This is a genomic window from Hymenobacter citatus, assembly GCF_014333615.1.
GTDB classification, from domain to species: Bacteria; Bacteroidota; Bacteroidia; order Cytophagales; family Hymenobacteraceae; genus Hymenobacter; species Hymenobacter citatus.
The window spans coordinates 89773-114453 of the sequence record NZ_JACSCY010000012.1 but is presented as its reverse complement, the minus strand read 5'-3'; the positions used below and the strand labels follow the sequence as shown (position 1 = coordinate 114453).

Here is a 24681-nt window from a genome sequence, read left to right as displayed (position 1 = left end):
CCTACATATAATCGGCACGGGGCACAGCCCCGCGCCATTCGCTACCGACTTAGCTTTTGGCAAGCAACAATCCGCTTTTTTCCAGCAGATAGCCCATTAGGACACCTACACTATAGCACACTAGGTCGCTCCACAGAAAGCTGTGCCCCAGCACCAAGCTACCAAGTGTGGTATTGCGAATGGCGTTTATCCAGGGTGCTTGATAGAGTTGGCTGATTTCAATAGCGAATGCAAACCCCAATGCGATAATAGCCACCCGCTCGCTGGGCCAAGTGGGCCGGAGTAGTCCTAACAGCCAAAAAATCAGCAGCGCCCAGAGCGTATCGCCAGCGTAAGCCGCTATCCAGCTGGGTAGCCAAGGAGCATATATGCGCGAGGCCAACCCCAACAGGAGGGTGAAGAAGATTAACACCAAATAAACCGGCCAACGGCGAATACGCATACTTACTTAATTGTGAGATTCTCGCAAATACACATTAACTTTGCAAAACAAAGTACTTTAAAAAATATAAAATAAACTATGGATTATTTTGTTGAGCCGGACTCGATTGTGCGCCGCATTTGGGGGAAAGGCGACACGATTCTGTTCATTTTTGCTGGGGCAGCGGCCGAGTTTGCGCTGAACAAAGCCGTAGATTGGCTGTATTTCACCGGTCGCCTACCCTCCGACCCGCTGGGCCGCTTATTTTCGACGGTAGAGTACGCCCGCAAAATCGTGTTTGCAGAGCGCCACGCCGCCGAGCGGGCCATCGACACCATTGCCGCCATTCACGGCACGGTGGAGCAAAACCGCGGCATGGCCATTCCCGACTGGGCCTACCGCGACGTGCTATTTATGCTGATTCATTACTCAATCCGGGCCTTTGAAGTGCTGGAGCGGACCATGACGGAAGCGGAAAAGGATGAGGTAGTGGCCGTGTTCTGCCGCGTGGGCCGGCGTATGGGCATCCCCGAGCTACCCGATACCTATGCCACCTGGCTTCCTACCCGTGAGCATCACCTAGCTAATAATCTAACCCACAGCGCTTACACTATTGACTTATACCATCAATACCGCAAGCACCTTGGGGCTTTTCGATACCAACTGGTATTGGCCGGCCAACGCCTGGTAGTACCTACCCACGTGCGCATGCTACTATCACTCCCTAATGCAATGTGGCTACGCGTATCTCTACCCGCCTACCGCCTGGCACAGCGGGTAACACTGGGGCGGTGGCTCCGGTCGTTGCTGTTGCCAGCCGCCTATCAAGCGCAGATTCTGGCCCTGGATGCTGTGCCCGTGGCCACAGTGGCATCGTTTCGGCCGGTACCACACACAGCAAGACCCGCCATCGGTTGATAGCGGGCCTTGTGGTCGTCAGCACGGCCGGTCTAACGCCTGCGGCGTCGGACCAGTGAGCGACCAAGTATTATTCCGCGGCCAGCTTCACCACCAATTCTCCAAAGCCAGCACCCACCACCACGCTGGGTAGGGTGGCGCCGGTTTCAGCGTTATACTCACTTATCGTTATTTCATTACCATCGGCTTCTACCTGCGCGGCCACTGTGGGCAAGCCGTGAAATACCACCTGGTAAGTAGTATAGCTGGGCTGATAAACGCCTTCGATGGCTTGCGTGAGCAGCAGGCCCTGCGCCGAACCGGCCACCGTGAAGTGGCGCACGGTTTGCTGGCCGGCTTCCTGATAGGCGTAGCCCTCGCCACCGTCATCGTAGTGTACGCTCTCGGCGGTGCCGTTTTTGAAGTACACGTGCAAGGTGAGCTGCTCGATGGGTGCCTGGCCTACGTACTGCAACACGGGCGCTAGCGGCACCACGGCACCAGCCCGCACGAATAGTGGAATCCGGTCGAGGTTGGCTACGGCCCACACTTCGGCACCGCCGGCTTTTACTTCGTCGGTCCACCAATAGTACCAGTCGCCGAAGGGTAGGTACATCCAGCGGCCGTCTACGCCGGGCGTGGTGATGGGGCACACCAGCAGGTTGTCGCCGAGGGCAAACTCGGCCATGCGCAGGTAGGTGTTGGTGTCGTTTTGATCGAGGAACACCAAGGGGCGCAGCATGGGCGTGCCCTGCTGCACGTACTGCCAGAAGGCCGTGTACATGTAGGGCAGCAGGCGGTAGCGCAGCGAAATGTACTGCCGGGCCAGGTCCGTCACCTGGTCGCCGAAGCTCCAGGGCTCCTGGTCGCCGTGGTCGCCGGAACTGTGCGTGCGGAAGAACGGGTGAAAAGCCGCCAGCGCCACCCAGCGGGCGTACAGCTCGCCGTCGGGCGTGTCGATAAAGCCGCCCACATCACTCCCAATAAACGAAAACCCACTGATGCTCAGTCGCTGGCACTGGATATTGGCCAGCCACAGGTGCTCCCAGGAGGCGAGGTTGTCGCCAGTCCAGCCGGAGGAGTAGCGCTGCCCGCCGGCGTAGGTGCTGCGCGTGATGGTGAAAGGCCGGTTGGGGTAGGCAAAGCGTTTCACGCCGGCGTTGGTGGCGCGGGCCATCTGCATGCCGTAGATGTTGTGCGCCTTGCGGTGCGAGCCCTGCTGCCCGTCGTAGTCGAAGCGCACGTCGTCGGGAAAGGTGCCTTTCTCGAACACAGCCGGCTCGTTCATGTCGTTCCACACGCCCTTCACCCCAATGTCCTGAATCAGCCCTTTGAACAGGCCGGCCCACCACTCGCGCACGCTGGGGCGGGTGAAATCGGGGAAGTTGCAGAGACCGGGCCACACCGAGCCCTTCATCAGCGGCCCATCGGCGCGGCGGCAGAAGTAGTCCTTCTCCAGCGCCTGGGTATACACCTCATACTCAGGGTCAATCTTGATACCGGGGTCGACAATCACGACGGTTTTGAAGCCATCCTCGGCCAGCTCGCGCACCATCTTGGCGGGCTCGGGAAAGTGGGTAGGCGACCAAGTGAAGCACCGGTAGCCATCCATGTAGTCAATATCGAGGTAGAGCGCGTCGCAGGGAATCTGCCGCTCGCGGAAGCCCTGCGCGATGTCGCGGAACTTCTGCTCGGGGAAGTAGCTCCACTTGCACTGGTGGTAGCCCAGCGCCCACAGCGGTGGCAGCTCGGGCGGCCCCGTGAGGCGCGTATACTCCTGGCTGACTTCCAGCAGGGTAGGCCCGTAGATGAAGTAGTAGTTCATCTCGCCCCCCTCGGCCCAGAAGCTCGTCACATCGGCGCGCTCGGCGGCAAAATCGAAGTAGCTCTTGAACGTGTTATCGAAGAAAATGCCGTGGGCAATTTTCTGCTGCAATTCCAGGTAGAACGGGATATTCTTGTAGAGCGGGTCGGAGCCCTTCACGTAGCCGTAGGTGTCGGTGCCCCAGTTGGTGAAGCGCGAGCCGCGCAGGTTCATGTTGGCGGGCTTGTCGCCGAGGCCGTAGTAGCACACGCCGCTTTGCACCTGCTTACTCATGAGCACCAGGTCGTTGCCGGTGTCGTCGTTGTACTGCCAGTGAAAGCCTTTGTCGTCTTCGCAGAGCACCGTGCCGGAGCGGTCCAGGATGCGGGTGTGCAGGTTTTCCTTGCCCAGCACGCAAATCAGGCGGGCGGTGGTGATGCGGTAGTGGTCGGACTTTTCGCGGAACTCCAGCAGCTCGGGGGCCGTGCGGGTGTGCTCGGGGGGTAGGGCGTAGCTGAAATCGGGCGCAAACTGGCCGTCGGTGGCGTAGCGAAACCGCAGAATTTTGTCATTGATGACCTGAAGCTGCAACCGTAGGCCGTTGTCGCAGGTAAACAAAAAATCACTGCCTTGTTGCTCGCACGCGATTACCTGACCCGGACGAAATTCCTGGCGGGCGCGCGCCGCCAGGTCGTTTACCATGTAATTATTTTCCTGAAACATAAAGGCCGTTGCGGGGTCGGGAGAAGAGAATCAAAAAAAGCGTGGCAAAGCTGGTGCCATCTGCATAAGTTCGCAAGGTAAAACCGATTCCCCCGAATCTTATCTAACATTAGGCCAGTCCTGCGTAGAAACAGGTCAACGGTCACCTGTACTGGCTTTATCTACCCTGGTGCCGGTCTAATCCGGTGTTTGCTGCTTATGAAAATGAACAATCTGAAGGTACTGCTACTGGGCTGGGACAACGCCTATCCGACCGGAGAAGTGGCTACTCCCGACACACTGGAGTTGGCCCGCGCCCTGGCCCCCTACACGCAACTGGCGGTGCTACTGCCGCATTTGCCGGCCAACGATGCAGATTTGCCCACCGAGGCGCACGTAACCGGTATTGGCAACCTCACGCTGGCCGAGCTGGACGCCGCCGATGCCTACCTACCTTCTGAGCAGCTAACGCCGGTGGCCTACCCGAGCTTTCCGTACGTGGGCGCCGAGCACACCATTGATGAGGTGGCTCAGCCCTTCGCCCCTACTACCGACTCAGCCCCCGCTGCCGACGCCACGGCCACGCTGCTGGATGCCGATGCCTTTGCCGCCACCGGCGGTGAGCCCGACGCCGCCGAAGCCAACGACCTGGACCAAGGCAAGGAAGAAGTGGAAACCGCCCCAACGTATGCTCCGGCATCGGCCGAGCGCTCGGCGCCTTCGGAGGCGCTGGCCGTGCTGAGCGCCCACGCCGGCGACAGCGGCGACTTGAATTTCAGGGTGATTCAGTATGCCCGCTTTGCTACCCGCCTGGCCTTGCAGGAGCAGTTTGCCGTCACCTACGCCGCCGACTGGCCCGCCTGGCTGGCCGGGTTGGAAATTCGGCAGCTCACGGGCCGGCCGCTGGTGCTGCACGTGCATACGCTGGCCGCCGACCGCGACACGCCCCTTGACCGGGGCTGGATTATGGAGCTGGAGCGCTTGGCTCTGCGCCGCGCCGACCTGGTGCTGGCCGCCACTCCCGAGTTGCAGCAGCGCCTCACCGCCGACTACGGCCTACCTACCCAACGCGTGCACTTGCAACCCGATAACCTGGCTGACGGCCTGCGGCAGGTATTAGAAGAGGTGGCAATGGCAACCGTATAACCCGTTTCTCCCACGCACAAGGCCCGGCTGATAAGCATCAGCCGGGCCTTGTGCATATAATCGAGGGGCGTTTCACCGGATATTATCGAGCCAGCGGTAGGCAGTCACGGTGTCGTCAAACGTGTCTACCAGCGGTTGAGTCACATACTGCATCACAGTGTCGATGGCGGCTTGGGCGGGCCAGTCGTGCGCTTTCACCCACGCTACGGCTACTACACCTTGGGTAGTAAGCTGTTGAAAGAAGTTTTCTCCTACCCAGCGTGCTACTTCATTCCAACCATCCAGCACCTGGCTGCTGTCGTTCAGAATCTTATGAGCGCGAGTTTGTTCTACGTGCCGCAGAATTAAAATGCAGCCCGTAATGGCGGCCACGCAATCGTACTCGCCCCGCCAGGTTACGTACAGCCACTGGTGCGCAGCATCGTGCGAAATCACAAAATTAGGCGTTTCAAATAGTGGTCTTAGGGCCATAGCGTACGGCGGTATATAGAATATTTTGAATACGTCTCGGTCGCTTTAATGTTGTCCGTAGCTCGCCCAATTTATCCATTCAACTCTTTTATTTACTGATTCTTATGAAATAGCAGATCGGCGTCATCCCTTGTTGGCGGTGCAAGCTGGTATAGGCTTTGCTACCCTTACCCGGGTAGACGCAATTGCCTGATGCGTACTACCTGCCCTTTGCTCCTCCTTGGGTAGTCCTGCCGCAGTTGGCCTTGTTGAAATTGCCGGTTGTGGGCAGGCGTATGGCTTCCACCCTAGCCCGCTCTCATCGTGTCTGTTGCTTTTGAAAATGAAGCCCGTTCGTTGGCTCTGCCATCCGATTATTCGGCCGAGTGCCGCGGGCAGGCGCCCACCAACTCTTCCCCTACCCTCAGCGTAGCGCCCCCCGTAGCCACCGAGCCCCGCACCACCTACGCCAACGTGGTCCTGCCCGGCGACTTCCCCGACCCGACCGTGACCAAAATCGGGGATACGTACTGGGCTAGTGCTACCTCGGCCGAGTGGGGCCCTGTGTTTCCATTGTTCAAATCGACCAATCTGGTAGACTGGGAGCTGGTTGGCCACGTGTTTGCCGATAAGCCGGAGTGGGCCGAAGCCAGCTTCTGGGCACCCGAAATCAGCCACGAACACGGCAAAACTTACATCTGCTACACCGCCCGCCAGAAGGGCGGCCCGCTGTGCGTGGCCATGGCCTCGGCCGACAACCCCGCCGGCCCCTACCTCGACCACGGCCCGCTGGTAGGCCAGGCCCAGGGTTCTATCGACGGCTTTCCGATTCGGGATGAAAACGGCGAGCTGTACCTGGTGTGGAAGGAAGACGGCAACGCCTACGGCAACCCTACCCCCCTGTGGGCCCAACGCCTGAACGAGGAGCGCACGGCCCTGCTCGGCGATGCGCCGGTGGAGCTGTTCCGCAACGATGTGCCCTGGGAAGGCAACCTGGTAGAAGGCTCGGCCTTTGCCCGGCACGATAGGTATTTCTACATGTTTTACGCCGGCAATGGCTGCTGCGGCAGCGGCTGCACCTACGCCACCGGCGTGGCCCGGGCCCGCCAGCTGCTGGGACCGTGGGAGAAATGTCCGCAGAACCCCATCCTGAAAAAAAACAAGGTATGGAGCTGCCCCGGCCACGGCACCGTAGCCGAGTACGACGGCCGCTGGTTTCTGCTGCACCACGCCTACCACGCCAGCAGCCACGAGTTTGTGGGCCGGCAGGGCATCCTCAGCGAGTTCAGCTGGAACGCCGAGGGCTGGCCGGAGTTTGAAGGCAACAGCCCCCAGGCCGCTCCCCTGCACAACGTAGCCCGCCTGAACCTGACCGACACGTTTGCCGGCAACCACCTAGCCGAAACCTGGCAGTGGCCCATCGGTAAGAAACCTGTGGTGGGCATCGGCGACGGGCAATTGCTGCTGCAAGCCTGCCCCGACGAGTTGGGCGCCCTGGTGGCCCAGCGCACCTACGCCGCTACCTACAAGGCCACTACCGCCCTCGATGCAACGGTGCTACCCATTGGCACGTTTGCCGGCATCACGGCCGTGGGCGACCCGCACAACGCCCTGGCCCTGATGGCCAGCCACAACAAGCTCCAGCTTTGGCATGTGAAGCACGGTGTTTCGCAGTGCCTGACGGAGGTAGCTGTGGAGCCAAACCACAGCCTGGGCCTGCGCGTGGAGGCGTGGGGCGGGCAGCGCTACCGCTTCTCCTACAGCCTGAACGGCGTGACCTGGGAGCCCATGCCGCTGGATAGCTTCGCCGTGAATGGTACCTACCTCCCGCCCTGGGACCGGGGCATCCGGGTAGGGCTGCTGGCGCAGGGCCCTACCGACGTAACGGTGGCGTTCGACCATTTCACCATTCGCAATCAACGCTGATTGGGTGAGACATGAGAAGTCGTTCTGACGGATTTGCCAGAACGACTTCTCATGTCTCACGTCTCACAGTCTCATGTCTCAACGAAGCAACACGGGCGGCCGGCTGGATTCAGTCGGCCGCCCGTATCTTTGGCCATGACTTCTTCCCTGGAACAATCTTTCGAGGCCGCCCTGGAGCTGCACGACACCGACGGCGGCGTATTCCTGCTGATTCCTTTTGACGTGGCGGAGGTGTACGGCGCCAAAGGCTCCTTCCCCATCATCGGCACCATGGATGGTTTCCCCATTCGCCTGTCGCTGACACCAGCCGGGCCGGGCGAATACGAGCTGCGCGTACCCAAGGAGGTGCGCAAAGCCATCGACAAGAACTGGCCCGAAACCGTGCAAGTTGTGCTTCGCCCCGATACCGAGGAAACCCTGGAGCTGCCCAAACCGCTGGCTCAGGCGCTACGCAGCACGGGTTTGCAAACCCAATTTGATAAGCTTTCCTACCCTGAGCGCAAGGAGTTAGCGCAGTGGGTAGCGCGCGCTAAAACCAACGACGCCCGCCACCAACGTATTCAGGAGATTCTGGATCGGTTTGACTGAGTAATGGTAACGAGGGTGTGGGGATGGGAAGGTAGAAAGTGTGAGGAATAGAAATAGTGTGTCATCCTGAGCGCAGCGAAGGACCTTATTACGATAGAACGAGTCGTTGTTTCGATTGTCGTTCTATCGTAATAAGGTCCTTCGCTGCGCTCAGGATGACACACTTCCTACCCCCATACCCCCATACCCTCCTACCCTACCCCTCTTCCCGCTTAAACACCAGTACAGCGCGGTTGATGGCGTAGATGCTGAGCTGCTGGCCGGTGCCTTCTTCGTCGGGTTGGGTGAAATAGATGCCGTCGTCGTTGATGCGGCTGAAACCGTCGAAGCGGGCGTCGTCGGAGTTGAGCAGGAGGCGGTAGCGGCCGGGCTCGGGCACGTAGAACTGGTAGTCGGGCACGCTGTTATTGACGTGGAAGTTGAACACAAACACCAAGCCGCCCCGCTCGAAGGCCAGCACTTGGTTGGTGGTGTCGATGTTCAGCTCGCGGGCGGGACCGGCCGCCAGCAGGCGCTCGGCGCGGGCCAGCCCTACCATCGCCTCGTCGAAGGCTTGCAGGTACTGGAACTTCAGGTCGGGATTATCGGCCAGTGACCATTGCCGGCGGGCGTAGTGATGACTCCAGTTGTTGCCGGCCCGCGGGAAATCGACCCACTCGGGGTGCCCAAACTCATTACCGATGAAGTTGAGGTAAGCCTCACCACCCAACGCCAGCGTAGTCATCCGAATGAGCTTATGCAGGGCCATGCCGCGCGCCACAATGGGGTCGGGGTCGTTTTTCTGCATGTGAGTGTAGATGGCGGCATCCATCAGCCAGTGTGCCAGCGTTTTGTCGCCTACCAGGGCTTGATCATGGCTTTCGGCGTAGGCTACTGTTTTCTCGCCCTGGCGGCGGTTGGTGAGCGTGTACCAGAGGTCGTGCAGGTTCCAGTCCTCGTCGCGGGTGTGCTTGAGCAGCTTGATCCAGTAGTCGGGAATGCCCATGGCCAGGCGGTAGTCGAACCCGATGCCGCCCTCGCTAATAGGCCGGCACAGGCCGGGCATCCCGCTCATATCCTCTGCAATCAGAAGAGCGCTGCGCTTCTGCTCGCGCACCAGCGAGGCCGCCAGTTGCAGGTAGAGCACGGCATCATCATCTACCTCCGGCCCAAAATATTGGCTGTAGTCGCCAAACCCTACCCCCTCGCCGTGGTGGTGGTAGAGCATGCTGGTCACGCCATCGAACCGGAAGCCGTCGAAGTGAAACTCCTCCAGCCAGTAGCGTAAGTTACTGAGCAAGAACTGCTGCACCTCGGGCTTACCGTAGTCGAACAGGCGGGAGTCCCAGCCCGGGTGCTCGCCCCGGCCGCCCTGGTGAAAATACTGCCCGCCCGAGCCATCGAAGTTCGCCAGGCCCTCGGCTTCGTTTTTCACGGCGTGGGAGTGCACCACGTCCAGCAGCACCGCAATGCCGCGACGGTGCGCCTCGTTCACCAGGTGCTTCAGCTCCTCGGGCGTACCAAATCGCGACGACACCCCGAAGAAGTTGGCCACGTGGTAGCCAAACGAGCCGTAGTAGGGGTGCTCCATCACGGCCATCAGCTGAATGCAATTGTAGCCCAAAGCCTGCACGCGGGGCAGCACCGTATCGGCAAACTCCAGGTAGGTGCCAATGCGGCCCTCCTCGGTGGCCATGCCCACGTGGCACTCGTAAATGAACGGCTCGCGCACGTAGTTCGACACCCGAAACTTCTGGTCGGTCCAGCGAAAGGGCTGCTCGGGGCGCCACACCTGGGCGGCGAAATCCTTGGTTTCGTCGTCCTGCACGGCGCGGCGCAGATAGGCGGGTAGGCGGTCTTTGGCCTCGCGCCAAGTTACCACGTGCACCTTGTAGCGGCTGCCATGCGTGAGTCGGTCGCGGTACTCGCGGTCCGGAAAGAACCGCTCCCATACGCCGTCCGGACCTTTCTCTAGGGGCGTGGCCTGCCGGTCCCAGCCGTTGAAGTCGCCAATGAGGGAGAGGGCATCGGCGGCCGGTGCCCACTCGCGGTACCAGTAGCCCCGGCGACGACCGTCGTAGTTGAGGCCCAGGCGCTCGTGCGCTTGGGCAAACTTGCTCAGCGACTCATACTGCGCCTCAATTTCGTGTAGGCGCTGGCGCAGCCGCTGTTGGCGCGCCAGCAGCACCGGCTCATAGGGCGTCAGCCAGGGGTCTTGCGCAACAAGGGGAAGGGTAGGCGCAGCGGGCGTAGGCTCGGTCGTTTCGGTGGTGGTCATGGCAGAAAAGGGTTGAATAGCAAAGCTACGACTACCAACGAATTGCGGCGCGTACGGTTGGCCGCGGGTCCTTCCTACCCGTCTACTTGCTCCTTGGGAACGACTTGTCGGAGCAACCAGCTGCACGCCGAAGCAAGGTCAGGAAAGGCTACCACAAAGGGGCGTCTGCTGGAACGCAGCGCATTTTCGCGCATCTCTTCATCCATTGCTGACGTTGGGCTTACCCACACAAAGTAGTATACACCTGTTGCATAGATGTCATGCATCCATTGCCAACCCACGTCCGTAATCCGAGCGGTACTGCGGGTAATGTTGGAGTTATCGTTCAGGATTTTGGCGCAGCGCCTTTCCTGTGCTACTTCCAGCAGTAGCTGGCAGGCTACGGCCGAAGACTCCGGTGTATGCTCGCCGTGCCAGTCAGCATAAATCCACTGGTTTGTTCGGTCATAACTTATTATCAGGCCCGGTACTTCCCGAACATATTCTAACTCATCGAAACACATATACCTATTCAGCAGGGCTTTATCCTGCTTGACGCACTAAATATAAGCGGCAAACTATTCCTTTACCAAGTTGTATTTGCGGCAACTTACCTTTTCGCATCGACGGGGTAGGACAAACCCTGACCATCTCTTACCTTCCCCACATGAAAGTTCGTTTGCTCCCGTTGGCGCTGGTCGCGCTAACCGCCTGCTCTACCGGCCGTACCACCCCATTCACCGCCCCTACCGTGGCCGTGGCCCCACTGTCGCTGGCGGCCCGTCCGCCTGCTGTTTCGCCGGTCGTCACGGATAAAGTTATGGTAGTATCGGCGCACCCGGAGGCTACGCGCATCGGGGTAGAGATTTTGCAGAAGGGCGGCAACGCCTACGATGCAGCGGTGGCTGTGCAGTTTGCTTTGGCTGTGGCCCTACCCGTGGCCGGCAACATTGGCGGCGGCGGCTTTCTGCTCTACCACGGCGCCAACGGGCAGGAAGGCGCCCTCGACTTTCGGGAAACTGCCCCCGCCGCTGCCACGCGGGATATGTACCTCGATGCCCAGGGAAATGTAGTGCCCAACCGCAGCACCCTGGGCCACCTGGCGGTGGGCGTACCCGGCACCGTGGCCGGCATGGAGGCCCTGCACCAGAAGCTGGGCAAGCTGCCCTGGCGTGAGGTAGTGCAGCCCGCTGTGGATCTGGCAGCGAAGGGCTTGCGGCTGACTAGTAAAGAGGCGGCTGGCCTCAACCGTACCCGTGCCGAGTTTGCCAAGTTCACACCCACCGCGGCGTACATCAAGACCAATGGCACCTGGGCCGAAGGCGACATCATCACCTACCCCGACCTGGCCCAGACCCTCTCCCGCATCCGCGACCAGGGCCGCGCCGGCTTCTACCAAGGCCAGACCGCCGATTTGGTGGTGGCGGAGATGCAGCGTGGCAAGGGCCTGATTACCAAGCAAGACTTGGCCGACTATCAGCCCAAGTGGCGCACGCCCCTGCACGGCCAGTACCGCGGCTACGACGTGCTGACCTTTCCGCCGCCCAGCAGCGGCGGCGTGGCGCTGCTGCAAATGCTGCAAATGCTGCAACCCTACGACCTGGGCCGCATGGGCTGGCACACGCCCCAGCAGGTACACGTGGTAACGGAGGCCGAACGGCGCGTGTATGCCGACCGCGCCACCTACCTCGGCGACCCGGATTTCGGCCGCGTGCCGGTGCCGCAACTCCTCGACTCGGCCTACAACCGGCAGCGCATGGCTACTACCCTACCCGTGCGCGCCACACCCAGTGCCCAGGTGCAGGCCGGCGCGGGCCTACCCGGCTACGAGTCGGACCAGACCACGCATTACAACATTGTGGATACCCAGGGCAATGCGGTGTCGTGCACCACTACCCTCAACGGTGCCTATGGCAGCAAGGTGGTGGTGGCCGGTGCGGGCTTTATTCTGAACAACGAAATGGACGATTTCAGCAGCAAGGCCGGCACGCCCAACGCCTACGGCCTGGTGGGCGGCACGGCCAACGCCATTCAGCCCGGCAAGCGCATGTTGTCTAGTATGACGCCGGCTATTCTCACGCAGAACGGACAGTTGAAGCTGGTGGTGGGCACCCCTGGCGGTAGCACTATCATTACCAGCGTGTTACAAACTATTCTGAATGTGGTGGATTACGGCTTCAATCCCCAGCAAGCCGTGGCCGCTCCGCGCCTGCACCATCAGTGGCTGCCCGACCAGATAGACGTGGAGCAGAACGCCCTGATTCCGGCCGCTGCCGACACGCTGCGCGCCCACGGCTACAAGCTGGCGCCCCGCGCCGCCTGGGGCCGCGTAGAAGCCATCCGGGTGCTGCCCGATGGCCGCCTGGAAGGCGGTGCCGACCCGCGGGGCGACGACACAGCGGCGGGCTATTAGTAGGTCGACTGCGCACCCACCTCTGCGGAAGTAATTTCTCTTATTCTCCTCCCTTTGAAAAAGATCCTAAACAACTGGCTCTGTCTGGGCCTCACGCTCTGCACGGCAGCGTGCAGCAGCAACCCCGAAACCGCTACCACGCCAGCCGAAACCACTGATACACCAGCTGCTGCTGCCGCCGCCACCACTACCCCAGCGCCCATCGACGCCCGCGCCGACAGCACCGCCACGCTTACCATTCCGGCCGGCGACAGCGCCGTGACCATGCTGGGCGAACTGAAAACGGTCAATCAGGAAATGCTGGTGCGGGTGCCGGTGCAGGGCAAGCACCGCCTGTCGGCTACGCTCATTGCTCCGGATTCTTTGCCGAACATTCGCTTCGCCCAGGTGATTCGGCCGGGTGGGGAGGCGCAGGGGCCGTTCGGCACTACCGTTTCCGTACCTACCCCGCAGGATGGCACGTACACGCTGCGCATTACCCACAATCTGCGCACGGAGGCTGGGTTGACCAGGGAGTTTAAGATGCGGGTGGTGCTGAGCCAATAAATGCGTAGTTTGAAATAGATGATGTGACATGTGAGTACAATGACCGTCATGCTGAGCTTGTCGAAGCATCTCGCGTGCTGATGGCAGATAGTAACTCCAACATCAGCACGCGAGATGCTTCGACAAGCTTAGCAGGATGACCTTATGACATTTTAGACGACTCCAATACCCTACCTCCCCACACGTCCTGCCACTTTCAGCCACCTATGCGCCTGTTTCTCCTACCAATTCTGACAGCCGCCACCCTGGCCGCTACCGCTACCCAAGCCGCCGTGCGCCTGCCCAAGCTGGTAGGCGACCACATGGTGTTGCAGCGCGATAAGCCCCTACCCCTTTGGGGCTGGGCCGATGCCGGGGAAACCGTGACAGTCACGTTCAAAGGCAAAACATACAAGGCTACCCCCACCGGCGCCGAGGGCAAATGGACGGTGCAGCTGCCCGCCACGCCGGCCGGCGGGCCCTACGAGCTGGTAGTGAAAGGCCAAAACACCATCACGGTGCACGACGTGCTGGTAGGCGACGTGTGGCTGGCCTCGGGGCAGTCGAACATGGAGTGGCCGCTGCGCGATGCCAACAACAGCGCTCAGGAAATTGCGGCGGCTAACTTCCCTACCATCCGGCTGCTGGATGTGCCCAACGTGGTAGCCAGCGCCCCGAAAACCGATTTCGGTGGCAATGGCTGGCGCCCGTGCACCCCCAAAACGGCGGCGGATTTCTCGGCCGTGGCCTACTTCTTCGGGCGCGATTTGCAGCAGCAGTACCACGTGCCCATCGGGCTGATTTCGTCGGAATGGGGCGGTACGCCGGCCGAGGCCTGGACCAGCGTCGAGGCCCTGGGCACCCTACCCGACTTCAAAAGCAAAGTAGCTGCCGCCTCGAACGGCGACCTTGAGCAGCGGCAGCAGGCGTATGCGGCGCAGCTGGCACAGTGGCAGCGCACCCCCGCCGCCCACGACCAGGGCCGCGCCGCCGGGCACGCGCCGTGGTCGGCGACCGATGTAGCAACCACTGATTGGCCTACCATGCCCCTACCCGGCGCGTGGGAGCAACATGCCGACATGGCCGGGCTCGATGGCGCGGTGTGGTTTCGCAAAGAGGTGGACCTGACGGCCGCCGAGGCCGGCAAGCCGCTGACGCTGCACCTAAGCATGGTGGACGACGCCGATTCTACCTGGTTCAACGGCGCGCTGGTAGGCACTACTAATGGCTATGCCACGCCCCGTGCGTATGCCGTGCCCGCCGCGCTGGTGAAAGCAGGCCGCAACACCATTGCCGTGCGCGTGCTCGATTTTGGGCAGGGCGGCGGCATCTGGGGCAAGCCCGAAGACCTGCACCTCACCACCGCCACCCGCACCCTACCCCTCGCCGGCGACTGGCGCTACCACGTGGGGGTAGACAATCGGTTGGCGCCGCCCAACCCCTTCCCTGGCGGTGCGCAAAACGAGCCCACGGCGCTATACAACGGTATGATTGCTCCACTGATTCCGTACACTATCAAAGGCGTTATCTGGTACCAGGGCGAGAGCAACACGAGCCGCGCCGCGCAGTACCAGACCCTGTTCCCAACCATGATTCGGGACTGGCGCACGCGCTGGAATGAGGGCGACTTTCCGTTCCTATTCGTGCAGCTAGCCAATTTTCAGCCCGACCAGGACCAGCCCGCCGACTACGAGTGGGCGGAGCTGCGTGAGGCTCAGCGCCAGACCCTGGACCTACCGAGCACCGGCATGGCCGTGGCCATCGACATTGGCGACCCCAACAACATTCACCCCCGCAACAAGCAGGAAGTGGGGCGCCGGCTGGCCCTGGCCGCCCGCCACGTGGCCTATGGCGACAAGAACGTGGTGTACAGCGGCCCTACCCTGGAGAAGATGGAAACCAAGGGCAACACCGTCCGTCTCACATTTGCCAACCTCGGCGGTGGTCTGGTGCTGAAAGATACCAACGGGCCCTACCTCAAAGGTTTTGCCCTGGCTGGCACCGACCACAAATTCCACTGGGCGCAGGGCCGCTTGGAAGGCAACACGCTGGTGCTCACAAGCAAAGAAGTGCCGCAACCCCAGGCCGTGCGCTACGACTGGAGCAACAGCCCTTACCCCAACCTCTACAACAAAGCCGGCCTGCCCGCCTCGCCTTTTCAAGCAGGCAAAAATTGAACAAGAAAACCCGTCTGTCCTCCTGAGCAAGCTCAGGAGGACAGACGGGTTTTCTTTGCTTAACTCAACCCTTACAACTCACTATCTCCTTACAGCCCCGTGCGGATTTGGCCGGCGGCGGAGGCGAGCTTCTGGTTGAGGTGACGCAGGGCATCGTAGGCGAAGCTGTGGCCGTCGTAGGCAGCCTGGGCCGTGAGGTTGGAAAGGTTTTGCAGGGAATCGGCAATTTTGGTGATGTCGCTGCTGGTAGAGCCGCTAATCATGCCGCGCAGGTGGCGCATTTCGTCCACGAGGGAAGCGCTAATTTTGCCATCGAAGCCTTGCAGACGGTTGATCCACTGGTCGAGCAGACCGGTGGCATCCACGCGGTGCAGGTCGTTGTCCATGGCGGCAATGGTGTTTTCGATATCGGAGGTAACAGACATGATCAGGGAAATTGAAGAAGGAAAAACGGTTTTTCTACGGGCAGTTTCCGGCGGCTGTTGCAGGCCGCCCATTAAGCCGGCAAGATAGCGGCATTATCTTCGACCACCAATTCTGACCCACCGAATGGCCTTTCCCGGCCCCGGCCTACCCCTACCCTATGCGGCAAAAAGTACGCGAGTGGCTGCGGCGCTACCTGCCGGCCGAGCTGGCATCGGTGGTGGCCACGCTGGTGGGCGCCGCCCTGGCCTACGCGCTTACCCAGCAGCGCATCACGGCGGCGCTGGCGGCCACCTGGGCCGGCAACGTGGCCTACTTCGGCCTGATATTGGTGCGCGACATCCGCATCGCCCAACGCCGCTGCCACGCCGCTGGCCGCTCCTACGCTATACCCGATTTGCTGCACAACCTACGGGCACTGGTAGTGGAGTTTGGCGTGGCCGAAGTGCTCGACAGCTTTCTGATTCGTCCTACCCTCCTATACTATATGCCACTGTGGGTTGGCAACTTCGCCGGAGGCGTCCTGCTGGCCAAGCTTGCAGCCGACGTTACGTTTTATGTGCCGGCCATTATCGGCTATGAGCTGAGTAAAAGGCGGTTTCGGAAAGATGACCTCTGATATTTCTCGCAGTGTTTCGCAGATGCAAAGATTCGAAGTGTTGTAGCGCAAATAGCTATTCAGCATTGCGAACCTCTGCCTCTACCTCTGCGAAACACTGCGAGAAATATTATTTACCCAGCTCCATTGGGAGCCAATAGTTGTTATTGGGGTTCACGTCGGGTAGCAGATTGTCGGGGTTGAGCAGCACCAGGGCCAAGGGCGAGGTAGAAGGGTAGCGGAACGTCCAGGTGCCGCCGCGCTGCCACACTTCCACGGGCAGCTTCAGGCGGCCTACCTTGCCGTTGCTTTCGCGCACGGCCACAAACACCGGCATGGCGGCGCGGTCCTTGTTTTCGATGGTGATGAGGGCGCCCTGGGCGGGGTCCTGGTTCACGTAGCTGACGGTGGTAACGGCCTGATCGAGCAGCCAGTTTTCCAGGAACCACTCCTTCCAAAACCAGCCCAGATCCTCGCCGCCCACGTCCTCCATCGTTCGGAAGAAATCTTTGGGGGTAGGGTGCTTGAAGGCCCAGCGCTTGATGTACGTGCGGAACGCATAATCAAACCGCTCGGGACCCAGAATGGCTTCGCGCAGCAGTACCAGCCCAAAGCCCGGCTTAGAGTAGGCCGCAAAGCCCAAGTAGCGAGACTGCGTCACGTCGGGTGCCGTGTAGGGCACATCGGCATCGGGCACGCGCAGCAGGTAGGGCAAGATGTACTTGGCGCTGTCGCTGTTGGGCTTGTACTCGCCGTTGTTGAAGTTGCGAGTGCTATAGATGTTGATGAAGGTGTTGAAGCCCTCGTCCATCCACGGGTACTTGCGCTCGTTGGAGCCCACAATCATCGGAAACCAGTTGTGGCCAAACTCGTGGTCAGTCACGCTCCACAGGCGTCCGCCCTTCGAGTTGGCGCTGCAAAACACGATGCCCGGATACTCCATGCCGCCCACAATGCCGGCCACGTTGGTGGCCACGGGGTAAGTGTACTCAAACCACTGCTTGGAGTTGTACTCAATGCTGTGCTTCACGTACTCCGTGGAGCGCCCCCAGGCCGAATCGGCGGCCACCTCGGGCGGGTAGAGCGACATGGCCAGCGACTTTTTGCCGCTGGGCAGGTTCATGCGGGCTGCGTCCCACACGAAGGCCGGCGAGGCAGCCCAGGCCACATCGCGGGCTTGCTGGCAGCGGAAGTGCCAGGTGAGGCGGCCGTTTTTGCCAGCCGGACGCGAGCTGGGCTGCGTCACCTCAGCGGGCGTGCGCACCATCACGGTTTTGTCGGACGAGGCCGCTTGTTGCAGGCGCTGCTGCTGGGCTGAGGTTAGCACTTCCTTGGGGTTCACCAGCTCGCCCGAACCGCCCACGATGTAATTGGCGGGCACGTTGATGGTGTAGTCGAAGTCGCCGTATTCAAGGTAGAACTCGCCGGCGCCGAGGTAGGGCAGCGTGTTCCAGCCCTCCACATCGTCATACACAGCCATGCGCGGGTACCACTGGGCTATTTCGTAGATCTGGCCGTTGGGCGTCTGCTTGCGGCCCAGGCGGTCGGAGCCGTACTCGGGAATGTAGAACGAGTAGTCGATGCTAATGCGCAGCTTGTCACCGTTGGGCTTGAGGGCCTCGGGCAGCTGGATCTGCATGCGCGTATCGGTCACCACATACTTAGCGGTGCTCTTCTTGCCGTGCAGCTCAATGCGCACCGTTTGCAGGCTGTCGCCACCGGCGGGCTCGTTGGCCGCATTACCGAAGCGCGCCCCGTTGCGAGCCCCACTCACGGGGGTAGTCAGGGCGCCGCGAGAGGTGCGCTTGAACAGGTTCTGATCGAGCTGCACCCACACGAAGGGGAGGGCGCTGGGGCTGTTGTTGGTGTAGGTGATGGTGACTGAGCCATTTACTCGCTCCTGCTTTTCGTCCAGCGTGGCGCTGATCTGGTAGCTGGCCGCGTTTTGCCAGTAAGAAGCGCCGGGCTGTCCGCCACCGGTGCGGTAGGCCGTGCCGGGGTCGTTCTGAAACAGCGGCGAAAACAGCGTGTGGGCGTCGTAGGTGCCGGCGTTGGGGTTGGGATTTTGAACCTGGGCCTGGGCAGTGGCAGCGGTGAGGCCAACGGCAGCAGCCACTAGAAAACGAAGTTTACGCATTCAGTTAAAGGATGTAGATATAGGGTGGTGAAAGAGTCGTGCTGTTGAAAGGCACCGGCGAAGATGCATCGGTATCCTGTCTTTTGTGTGAACGACTCACATCTAGCCCGCAGATTGCACGGGAAACATAAAAGTTTTATCTGTGCTTCCTGCCATTACCATATAACATCCGAAAAGCACTATTTTTCGGCATGCGTTTCCGCCTTCTGCTGTTTGTAAGCCTGTTTCTCGCGGCTTGTCAGTCCAACCCCACCTGCCCGCCGCTGCCGGCGCCCTATAGCGTGCAGCATCCCGCCTGGGCGGCCCACGCTAGCATTTATCAGGTGAACGTGCGGCAGTACACGCCCGCGGGTACCTTTCGGGCGTTCGAGGCGCACTTGCCACGCTTGCAGCAGATGGGGGTAGGAATTTTGTGGCTGATGCCGGTACAGCCCATCGGCCAGGAAAAGCGCAAGGGTACGCTGGGCAGCCCCTACTCCATCCGGGACTACCGCGCCGTGAACCCCGACCTGGGTACCATGGCCGATTTGCAGCACCTGATAGCCGAAGCGCACCGACTGGGCATGCACGTAATCCTAGACTGGGTGGCCAACCACACCAGCTGGGATAGTGAGCTGGCCCGGCAGCACCCCGAGTGGTTCACGAAAAATGCGCAAGGCCAGTTTGTGGCGCCCGTAGCCGACTGGCAGGACGTCATCGACCTGGATTATAGTAAGCCCGCGCTGCGCCAGTACATGACCGCCACCATGGCTTACTGGGTGAAAACCGCTGGCTTCGACGGCTTCCGGTGCGACGTGGCCGGGCTGGTGCCCACCGAGTTCTGGAACGATACGCGCCAGGAATTGGAAAAGGTGAAGCCCGTATTTATGCTGGCCGAATGGGACGAGCTGCATCACCCGCCCTTTTTGAAAGCCGACGAGTTTACACCCAACACGCACCTGCTTGAACAAGCCTTCGACGCCGCCTACGCCCTGCGCCTGCACTACCTCCTCGATAGCGTGGCCCAGGGCAAGCAGCCCGTGGCAGCCATCGACGCCTACCTGAAGGCAGAGCGCGCCAAGTACCCGGCCGGCATCTACCTGATGAATTTCACCAGCAGCCACGACGTGAATAGCTGGGACGGCACCGAGTACGAACGCCTGGGCGAAAACGCGCTGGCTATGGCCGTACTCATTGCCACCCTCCCCGGCATCCCGATGGTGTATAGTGGCCAGGAGGCGGCTTTTGAGCGACGCCTGAAGTTCTTCGACAAAGACCAGATCGACTGGAACGCCTACCCCCTGGGCGACTTCTACACCAAGCTGCTACAGCTCAAAAAGCGCAGCCCCGCCCTCGCCAACGGCGACGCCTGCGCCACTTTTGCACGCCTACCCGCGCCAGCCGGCGTGTACGCCTTCTACCGCCAGGGTACCGCTTCGCCCACCGACTCGGCCGCTACTGCGCCAGATACGCCTGCCGCGGCGCACCGCTCTGGTGGCCGGGCACCAAGCACTGCTACGGTAGTGGTGTGCGTGAATACCTCGGGGCAGGAAAAATCCTTTGCCCTACCCAACGTGCCGACGGGCACCTACCGCGAAATCTTCAGCGAGCAGACGCTGCGCCTGGGCGCCCGTAGCCGCGTTTCGCTCACGCCGCACGGGTACCAGGTGTATGAGCTGGTGGAGGAGGCGCAGTAGAGGGGTGATGGAAGATTGTCACAGCAGCACGCGAGATGCTCCGACAAGCTCAGCATGGCGTTCTGTTTTACGCGGATTTTACTTTAGGAACGCCCCTCCTGCCCATGCACGCGCGGGGGCCTACTAGCGCCCTACCTTGCAGCGACAACAAAAGCAGCTACCGACTCTTCTTTTACTTCCACCGGCTGATGAATTGCTCGAATACGTCGCGGTAGCTGTCGCTGACGGGGAGGGTTTCGTTGCTGATTTGCACGGTGCCCCGGCCGATGGAGGTGATGTGCTCCAGCCCCACAATGTAGGAGCGGTGAATGCGCATGAACAGGTGCGACGGTAGGCGCTCCTCCATCGTCTTCATGCTGGTCAGCGACAGCAGGGGTTTGGGCTGGCTCCGGCGGTACACTTTCACGTAGTCCTTGAGCCCTTCCACGTACAGAATATCGTTGAACGGAACCCGCACCAGCTGGTACTCCACTTTCAGGTAGAGGTAATCTTCGGGCGGGGGTGCCGGGGCGGTAGGGGCCGCGGTTGCTCCTTGGTTCAATTCGGCGTAGGCTTTGGCCTTCTCGGCCACGCGCAAAAACTCGTCGTAGGTAAAGGGCTTCAGCAGGTAATCCAGCGCATCCACTTTGTAGCCATCCAGAGCGTACTGGTTGAAAGCCGTGGTGAACACCACCCGCGGCCCGCCACCGCCGGGTCCTCGGTCGAGGGCGCGGGCCAGCTCCAAGCCGTTGAGGTCGGGCATCTGGATGTCCAGAAAAAGCAAATCGATGGGTACGGTTTGCTGCTGCAAGCCCCGTAGCGCGGCCGTGGCACTGCTGTAACTGCCCACCAGGTTCAGGAAGGGCGTTTGCGCGGTGAAATTACCGAGCAGTTTCAGGGCGAGTGGCTCGTCGTCGACGGCAATGCAATTCAGCGTCATGGCAGCAGGTTCAGGGTGAGGTGCACCAGGTATTCGCGCGCCTCGGTGCGTTCTTTCACCACCAGCAGGTGGCGGTCGGGGTAGAGCAGTTCCAGGCGGCGGCGGGTGTTGACGAGGCCGATGCCGCTGTTTTCATCCAGCGCCGCCGGCCGATCTGCAAATACGGAGTTGCGGACAAACAAATCCAGCACGTGCGGCGCGGGCTGGCGCAGCACCACGCTGATATGGCTCGGCTCGTCGGTGCTGACGCCGTGCTTGAAGGCGTTTTCCACGAACGTGAGCAGCAACATGGGTGCAATGGGCGCATCGTGCAGCGGCTGCGGCGACTCAAAGTCCACCGTCACGTTGTCGGTCAGGCGCAGCTGCATCAGGTCGATGTAGTCGCGAATGAACTGCACCTCCTGCTGCAAGGGCGCCAGGCCCGTTTGGGTATCATAAAGCACGTAGCGCATCATGCGCGAGAGCTGGTGGATGGCCCCGCGCGCCTGGTCGCCGTCCATCAGCGTGAGGACGTAGATGTTGTTGAGCGTATTAAAGAAGAAGTGCGGATTGATCTGCGCCTTCAGCCACGACAGCTCCGTCGAGAGTTTTTCCTTCTCCAGCGCCTGCCGAATTTGGGCGTCCTGCTGCCCGCGCTGCACGGCCGCAATACTAGTGCCCAATCCCAACATGAGCAGCGTGGACAGGAGCACAGCCGGATTGAGCCAGTTGTGGCTTCTGGGGCCGGGGCCCGGCCGGGTGCCACCGTTGGGTGGCGGCGGCATTTCCTGCGGGTCTGGCGGCGGGGTCCGGCCCGGTGCGCGCAGGCCGGTTGCCCCGGGCGGCGAGGCCAGCGCCCCCTGCGCCACGTAGTGCGACGCGCTAATGCCGACCACCACCGCCACCAGAAACCCCAGGTAGGGCAGCAGGCGGCGGCGGTCCAGGAACTTGGGTACGGCCCAGTACATGTTCAGGTAAAACACCCCCAACGACACCACAAAGAGCGTCGTTTGTAGCAGGTAAAACCGCGAGGCCGTCAGGTGCTGGTCGGGCTGGGTGAATACCAGCACCCCCAGAAACACACTGATGACCACGTGAAATAGGCGGGGCTGTAGCTGCTCTAGCGTAAAAAAGGCCATCCAGTCGACGTTTGCTAAACTTAAACAATCTTTCACTAGGCACGTCCGACAGCGGTTTTTGTGGCCGTTGCTACGCCGGTAATTCCACCACCACAAGTAGGGCGCCGTTGCTGAGCGCTTCCAGCTCCACCTCTTTGGTGTCCCACAAGGCCAAGCCATCCTTTTCGTGGAGCAGCCTACCCTCTGCCTCGAAGGCACCGGCCAGCACAAAGGCGAAGAACTGCGCTTTGCCGGCTAACGGGTACACCACTTCCTGCCGCCCGTCAAATCGGCCCAGACTAACCGTGCAGGGTAGGGCATTAGGCGCTCCAATGGGCGGCAGTAGGGGCAACAGCCGGCCAGCAATAGCGGCGAAGCTGAACTGGCTGACGTAGCCGGCCGCGGCCGACTGGGCAGGGTCGGCGGCTATCCACAGGTGCAGAAAATCAATCAGCGCGTTGTCATAGGGGTTGGTGAAGTGTAGGGTGCTGCCTGCGGGTACGGTCAGCGCGTACATTTCCTCCACATCGATTTGCACGGGGCCTTCCGCCTCCACGCCAATTTGCACGGCGCCAGTGATGGGTATTATCAGCACATGCACGGCCTGCGCGGCGGCCACCGTCACGCGGGCCCCGCCCACCACTAACTCTTCATTCACGGCCAGCAACCGGCCCAGCGCCTGTTTGTGCTCGTGGCAGTAGGCCCCAAACTGCAACGTGCTGTAGCGCCGAAACTGCGCTGTTTCTTCCACGCCGCGCTGATCGGCCAGAAAGATTTTGCCAGAAGCTTGCGTCATCGTCATCGGCTTAGCCTTCGGTGTGCAGAGCGTGGATGCTCAGGTAGGGTTGCAGTTGAAACAAGTTGGTTAGCACCTCGGCGCCCGCGGTGGGCGCTTCCGCCGGCTTGGCCGATACGAGCAGGTAGGAGCCCAACGTATCGTGCCACAGCAGCGGGTCGGAGTAAAAGTTGATGGCGACCTGATGCCGGGACTTGTCCAGCAGGTCGGAGTTGATGATTTCGAACTGAAACGTATTAAACTTCAGAAAAAGCCGCCCCAGATTGTCAAGAATATCCGGTATCCAGCCGTTGAGTTGCTGCAAGTAGCCGCGCACGGCCGCACTTACCAGAAAATGCAGTTGCTCGGTACCCGGCACGTGCTGGCGCAGCTCCCCAAACGTGCGAAACTGGTTTTGCTGGTTGAAGTACTGCGCCTGCATCCGGAACTCAGTGTAGGTGTCGTCGAATACCAGCTTATCCCAGGGGCGGGCGGCGCTGGCATCGATGATCTTCCGGTAGTGCAGGGTGATGGTGCGGGCGAGCATGCGGCAGAAGGCGGAAAAAGGGTAGCGTGGGGTAAGCCGCGCGTCTAGGCAGGTACGCCCAACGAAATGGCCAAGGTAAACCCGTCGGTGGTGTTGCCGGTTACGGTGGCTATTTCCACCCCGGCCGTGTCGTCGCTGAACACGTTGTCCGACTTGTTGTAGGTGTAGCCCGTCATGCCCTTGGCGTAGCCACCAACGGCCGCCAACGCAGTGCCCGAGCCCTCGGGGAAGGCAATTTGCGTTACTTTCAGCGAGGTGCCGCTGGCGCTGTACACGTGCACGTGGATGTGGGTAGCCCGCCCCGAATACCAGCCGGGGAAGATGCTGGTAAAGCTGACTAGGCCGTTGGCATTGGTAGTTTGCCGGCCGCGCAAAAAGTGCACGCTCGCGTAGTTGACGGACTGCATGCCCGAGCCACCGTACTCCGAGTAGTTGCCCTCGGCGTCGCAGTGCCAGATATCTACCAGTGCCCCGGCCAGGGCGGCGCAGCTGCTGCTACTGTTGGTAACGGTGATGTTGACCGTCAGCTTGTAGCCCGTGCGGCCGTCGGTGATGTCGCTGCGCACGTAGGAGGCGGGCGCTTTGGTAGGAAAAGGCCCCTCGGTTTCGGTGGGTGCCACCGTGCAGCTATTTGAGCCGGTGCTGGTGCCGCCTGTCGTGCCCGTGGTAGTGGTGCCGGACGGGGTGACGCTATCCGACTCCTTGCTGCACGCCGCCAATACAGCGGGCGTCGAGATGGCACCGACGAGTAAGCTTTTCAAAAAATTCTTTCTTTCCATGACGGTAGCAGGTTAGTAGGTAGTGTGTCGAAGTGATGCTTCAAAAGTGCACCCCACCCCCCTACTCCCCGTAGTATAGTCGACGTAAGCCGTCATCACGACGACGAATCCGAGCTTCGGGTCGAAAAAGGAACAGGCCGATTTCCTTCCTTTCCGCTTGCCAAAGCACATGCAAATTCGGTGTGCATGACGAGGTAGAGGCGCAGCATTTTGCGTCTCTCCGTTGAACGACCAGAGCCACGCCTATACAACACCCTCAGCAACGAAGAGGCACGAAATGTTGTGTCTCTACTTTCCACCTCACACTCTCTACTAACATAGTACTAAACAGAGCTTTACCTATCATGTACACCCACACTAGCCGGCGCGTGCCACCCGCTAGGCAGGAACCTACTTAGTCGCGTAAACCACTTGTTTGAGGCGTAAAAAAGCCTCCCGAATACTC

Annotated in this window: 20 protein-coding genes; 9 read left to right on the top strand and 11 right to left on the bottom strand. The window is 60.8% G+C overall.

From position 1 onward, the window contains the following. Nucleotides 1-49 precede the first annotated feature (49 nt). Entirely contained in the window at nt 50-442 is a 393-nt protein-coding gene (locus H8B15_RS14870; RefSeq protein WP_187320463.1) for a ribosomal maturation YjgA family protein, read from the bottom strand. A 78-nt stretch (nt 443-520) separates the two neighbouring features. On the opposite strand from H8B15_RS14870, the gene H8B15_RS14865 reads away from it, so the two are divergent. After that, nucleotides 521-1339 (top strand): oxygenase MpaB family protein, encoded by an 819-nt coding sequence (locus H8B15_RS14865; protein WP_187320462.1) that lies wholly within the window; start codon nt 521-523, stop codon nt 1337-1339. Between the two features lie 70 nt (nt 1340-1409). Here the strand turns inward: H8B15_RS14865 and H8B15_RS14860 are convergent, their stop codons facing one another. Next, complete coding sequence (locus tag H8B15_RS14860) at nt 1410-3845, bottom strand: glycoside hydrolase family 31 protein (RefSeq protein WP_187320461.1); 2436 nt, start codon at nt 3843-3845, stop codon at nt 1410-1412. Between the two features lie 198 nt (nt 3846-4043). Between H8B15_RS14860 and H8B15_RS14855 the strand changes: the two genes are divergently transcribed. Continuing rightward, nucleotides 4044-4970 (top strand): glycosyltransferase, encoded by a 927-nt coding sequence (locus H8B15_RS14855; RefSeq protein ID WP_187320460.1) that lies wholly within the window; start codon nt 4044-4046, stop codon nt 4968-4970. 72 nt (nt 4971-5042) lie between these two features. Here the strand turns inward: H8B15_RS14855 and H8B15_RS14850 are convergent, their stop codons facing one another. Beyond that, nucleotides 5043-5441, bottom strand: a complete 399-nt coding sequence (locus H8B15_RS14850) for a hypothetical protein (protein ID WP_187320459.1) — start codon at nt 5439-5441, stop codon at nt 5043-5045. A gap of 303 nt (nt 5442-5744) precedes the next feature. Between H8B15_RS14850 and H8B15_RS14845 the strand changes: the two genes are divergently transcribed. Next, complete coding sequence (locus tag H8B15_RS14845; RefSeq protein ID WP_343069167.1) at nt 5745-7346, top strand: family 43 glycosylhydrolase; 1602 nt, start codon at nt 5745-5747, stop codon at nt 7344-7346. Between the two features lie 135 nt (nt 7347-7481). Then, nucleotides 7482-7934, top strand: a complete 453-nt coding sequence (locus tag H8B15_RS14840) for a YdeI/OmpD-associated family protein (RefSeq protein WP_187320458.1) — start codon at nt 7482-7484, stop codon at nt 7932-7934. Between the two features lie 196 nt (nt 7935-8130). On the opposite strand, the gene H8B15_RS14835 is transcribed toward H8B15_RS14840, so the two are convergent. Beyond that, on the bottom strand, nt 8131-10191 hold the full coding sequence (locus tag H8B15_RS14835) for an alpha amylase C-terminal domain-containing protein (protein WP_187320457.1): 2061 nt from the start codon (nt 10189-10191) through the stop codon (nt 8131-8133). A 646-nt stretch (nt 10192-10837) separates the two neighbouring features. On the opposite strand from H8B15_RS14835, the gene ggt reads away from it, so the two are divergent. The 3 genes from ggt to H8B15_RS14820 all read left to right on the top strand — a co-directional run bounded on the left by ggt (nt 10838) and on the right by H8B15_RS14820 (nt 15285). After that, on the top strand, nt 10838-12583 hold the full coding sequence (gene ggt, locus H8B15_RS14830) for a gamma-glutamyltransferase (protein WP_187320456.1): 1746 nt from the start codon (nt 10838-10840) through the stop codon (nt 12581-12583). 54 nt (nt 12584-12637) lie between these two features. Further along, a complete protein-coding gene (locus H8B15_RS14825) occupies nt 12638-13129 on the top strand; it encodes a hypothetical protein (RefSeq protein WP_187320455.1) in 492 nt (163 codons plus the stop codon). A gap of 206 nt (nt 13130-13335) precedes the next feature. After that, nucleotides 13336-15285 (top strand): sialate O-acetylesterase, encoded by a 1950-nt coding sequence (locus tag H8B15_RS14820; RefSeq protein WP_187320454.1) that lies wholly within the window; start codon nt 13336-13338, stop codon nt 15283-15285. Nucleotides 15286-15374: 89 nt separating this feature from the next. Here the strand turns inward: H8B15_RS14820 and H8B15_RS14815 are convergent, their stop codons facing one another. Further along, entirely contained in the window at nt 15375-15710 is a 336-nt protein-coding gene (locus tag H8B15_RS14815) for a hypothetical protein (protein WP_187320453.1), read from the bottom strand. A 158-nt stretch (nt 15711-15868) separates the two neighbouring features. Between H8B15_RS14815 and H8B15_RS14810 the strand changes: the two genes are divergently transcribed. Further along, entirely contained in the window at nt 15869-16327 is a 459-nt protein-coding gene (locus tag H8B15_RS14810) for a hypothetical protein (protein ID WP_187320452.1), read from the top strand. A 109-nt stretch (nt 16328-16436) separates the two neighbouring features. On the opposite strand, the gene H8B15_RS14805 is transcribed toward H8B15_RS14810, so the two are convergent. After that, a complete protein-coding gene (locus tag H8B15_RS14805) occupies nt 16437-18443 on the bottom strand; it encodes a M1 family metallopeptidase (RefSeq protein ID WP_187320451.1) in 2007 nt (668 codons plus the stop codon). 191 nt (nt 18444-18634) lie between these two features. On the opposite strand from H8B15_RS14805, the gene H8B15_RS14800 reads away from it, so the two are divergent. Next, complete coding sequence (locus H8B15_RS14800; protein WP_187320450.1) at nt 18635-20119, top strand: alpha-amylase family glycosyl hydrolase; 1485 nt, start codon at nt 18635-18637, stop codon at nt 20117-20119. 172 nt (nt 20120-20291) lie between these two features. On the opposite strand, the gene H8B15_RS14795 is transcribed toward H8B15_RS14800, so the two are convergent. The 5 genes from H8B15_RS14795 to H8B15_RS14775 form a co-directional block, all read right to left on the bottom strand. Then, on the bottom strand, nt 20292-21038 hold the full coding sequence (locus tag H8B15_RS14795; RefSeq protein ID WP_187320449.1) for a LytR/AlgR family response regulator transcription factor: 747 nt from the start codon (nt 21036-21038) through the stop codon (nt 20292-20294). Further along, nucleotides 21035-22156, bottom strand: coding sequence for a sensor histidine kinase (locus H8B15_RS14790; protein WP_187320448.1), 1122 nt, complete (start codon nt 22154-22156; stop codon nt 21035-21037). Before H8B15_RS14790 ends, H8B15_RS14795 begins: the two co-directional genes overlap by 4 nt. Before the next feature lie 70 nt (nt 22157-22226). Beyond that, complete coding sequence (locus tag H8B15_RS14785) at nt 22227-22931, bottom strand: pirin family protein (RefSeq protein WP_187320447.1); 705 nt, start codon at nt 22929-22931, stop codon at nt 22227-22229. Nucleotides 22932-22941: 10 nt separating this feature from the next. Further along, nucleotides 22942-23457, bottom strand: a complete 516-nt coding sequence (locus tag H8B15_RS14780) for a hypothetical protein (RefSeq protein ID WP_187320446.1) — start codon at nt 23455-23457, stop codon at nt 22942-22944. Nucleotides 23458-23501: 44 nt separating this feature from the next. Beyond that, nucleotides 23502-24236, bottom strand: a complete 735-nt coding sequence (locus H8B15_RS14775) for a dioxygenase family protein (protein WP_187320445.1) — start codon at nt 24234-24236, stop codon at nt 23502-23504. Between the last annotated feature and the right edge of the window lie 445 nt (nt 24237-24681).

Excerpts from the sequence above, each read along its gene's own strand:
- H8B15_RS14870 (WP_187320463.1), bottom strand. The coding sequence starts at position 442 with ATGCGTATTCGCCGTTGGCCGGTTTATTTGGTGTTAATCTTCTTCACC.
- H8B15_RS14865 (WP_187320462.1), top strand. The coding sequence starts at position 521 with ATGGATTATTTTGTTGAGCCGGACTCGATTGTGCGCCGCATTTGGGGG.
- H8B15_RS14860 (WP_187320461.1), bottom strand. The coding sequence starts at position 3,845 with ATGTTTCAGGAAAATAATTACATGGTAAACGACCTGGCGGCGCGCGCC.
- H8B15_RS14855 (WP_187320460.1), top strand. The coding sequence starts at position 4,044 with ATGAAAATGAACAATCTGAAGGTACTGCTACTGGGCTGGGACAACGCC.
- H8B15_RS14850 (WP_187320459.1), bottom strand. The coding sequence starts at position 5,441 with ATGGCCCTAAGACCACTATTTGAAACGCCTAATTTTGTGATTTCGCAC.
- H8B15_RS14840 (WP_187320458.1), top strand. The coding sequence starts at position 7,482 with ATGACTTCTTCCCTGGAACAATCTTTCGAGGCCGCCCTGGAGCTGCAC.
- H8B15_RS14835 (WP_187320457.1), bottom strand. The coding sequence starts at position 10,191 with ATGACCACCACCGAAACGACCGAGCCTACGCCCGCTGCGCCTACCCTT.
- ggt (WP_187320456.1), top strand. The coding sequence starts at position 10,838 with ATGAAAGTTCGTTTGCTCCCGTTGGCGCTGGTCGCGCTAACCGCCTGC.
- H8B15_RS14820 (WP_187320454.1), top strand. The coding sequence starts at position 13,336 with ATGCGCCTGTTTCTCCTACCAATTCTGACAGCCGCCACCCTGGCCGCT.
- H8B15_RS14815 (WP_187320453.1), bottom strand. The coding sequence starts at position 15,710 with ATGTCTGTTACCTCCGATATCGAAAACACCATTGCCGCCATGGACAAC.
- H8B15_RS14810 (WP_187320452.1), top strand. The coding sequence starts at position 15,869 with ATGCGGCAAAAAGTACGCGAGTGGCTGCGGCGCTACCTGCCGGCCGAG.
- H8B15_RS14805 (WP_187320451.1), bottom strand. The coding sequence starts at position 18,443 with ATGCGTAAACTTCGTTTTCTAGTGGCTGCTGCCGTTGGCCTCACCGCT.
- H8B15_RS14800 (WP_187320450.1), top strand. The coding sequence starts at position 18,635 with ATGCGTTTCCGCCTTCTGCTGTTTGTAAGCCTGTTTCTCGCGGCTTGT.
- H8B15_RS14795 (WP_187320449.1), bottom strand. The coding sequence starts at position 21,038 with ATGACGCTGAATTGCATTGCCGTCGACGACGAGCCACTCGCCCTGAAA.
- H8B15_RS14790 (WP_187320448.1), bottom strand. The coding sequence starts at position 22,156 with ATGGCCTTTTTTACGCTAGAGCAGCTACAGCCCCGCCTATTTCACGTG.
- H8B15_RS14785 (WP_187320447.1), bottom strand. The coding sequence starts at position 22,931 with ATGACGCAAGCTTCTGGCAAAATCTTTCTGGCCGATCAGCGCGGCGTG.
- H8B15_RS14780 (WP_187320446.1), bottom strand. The coding sequence starts at position 23,457 with ATGCTCGCCCGCACCATCACCCTGCACTACCGGAAGATCATCGATGCC.
- H8B15_RS14775 (WP_187320445.1), bottom strand. The coding sequence starts at position 24,236 with ATGGAAAGAAAGAATTTTTTGAAAAGCTTACTCGTCGGTGCCATCTCG.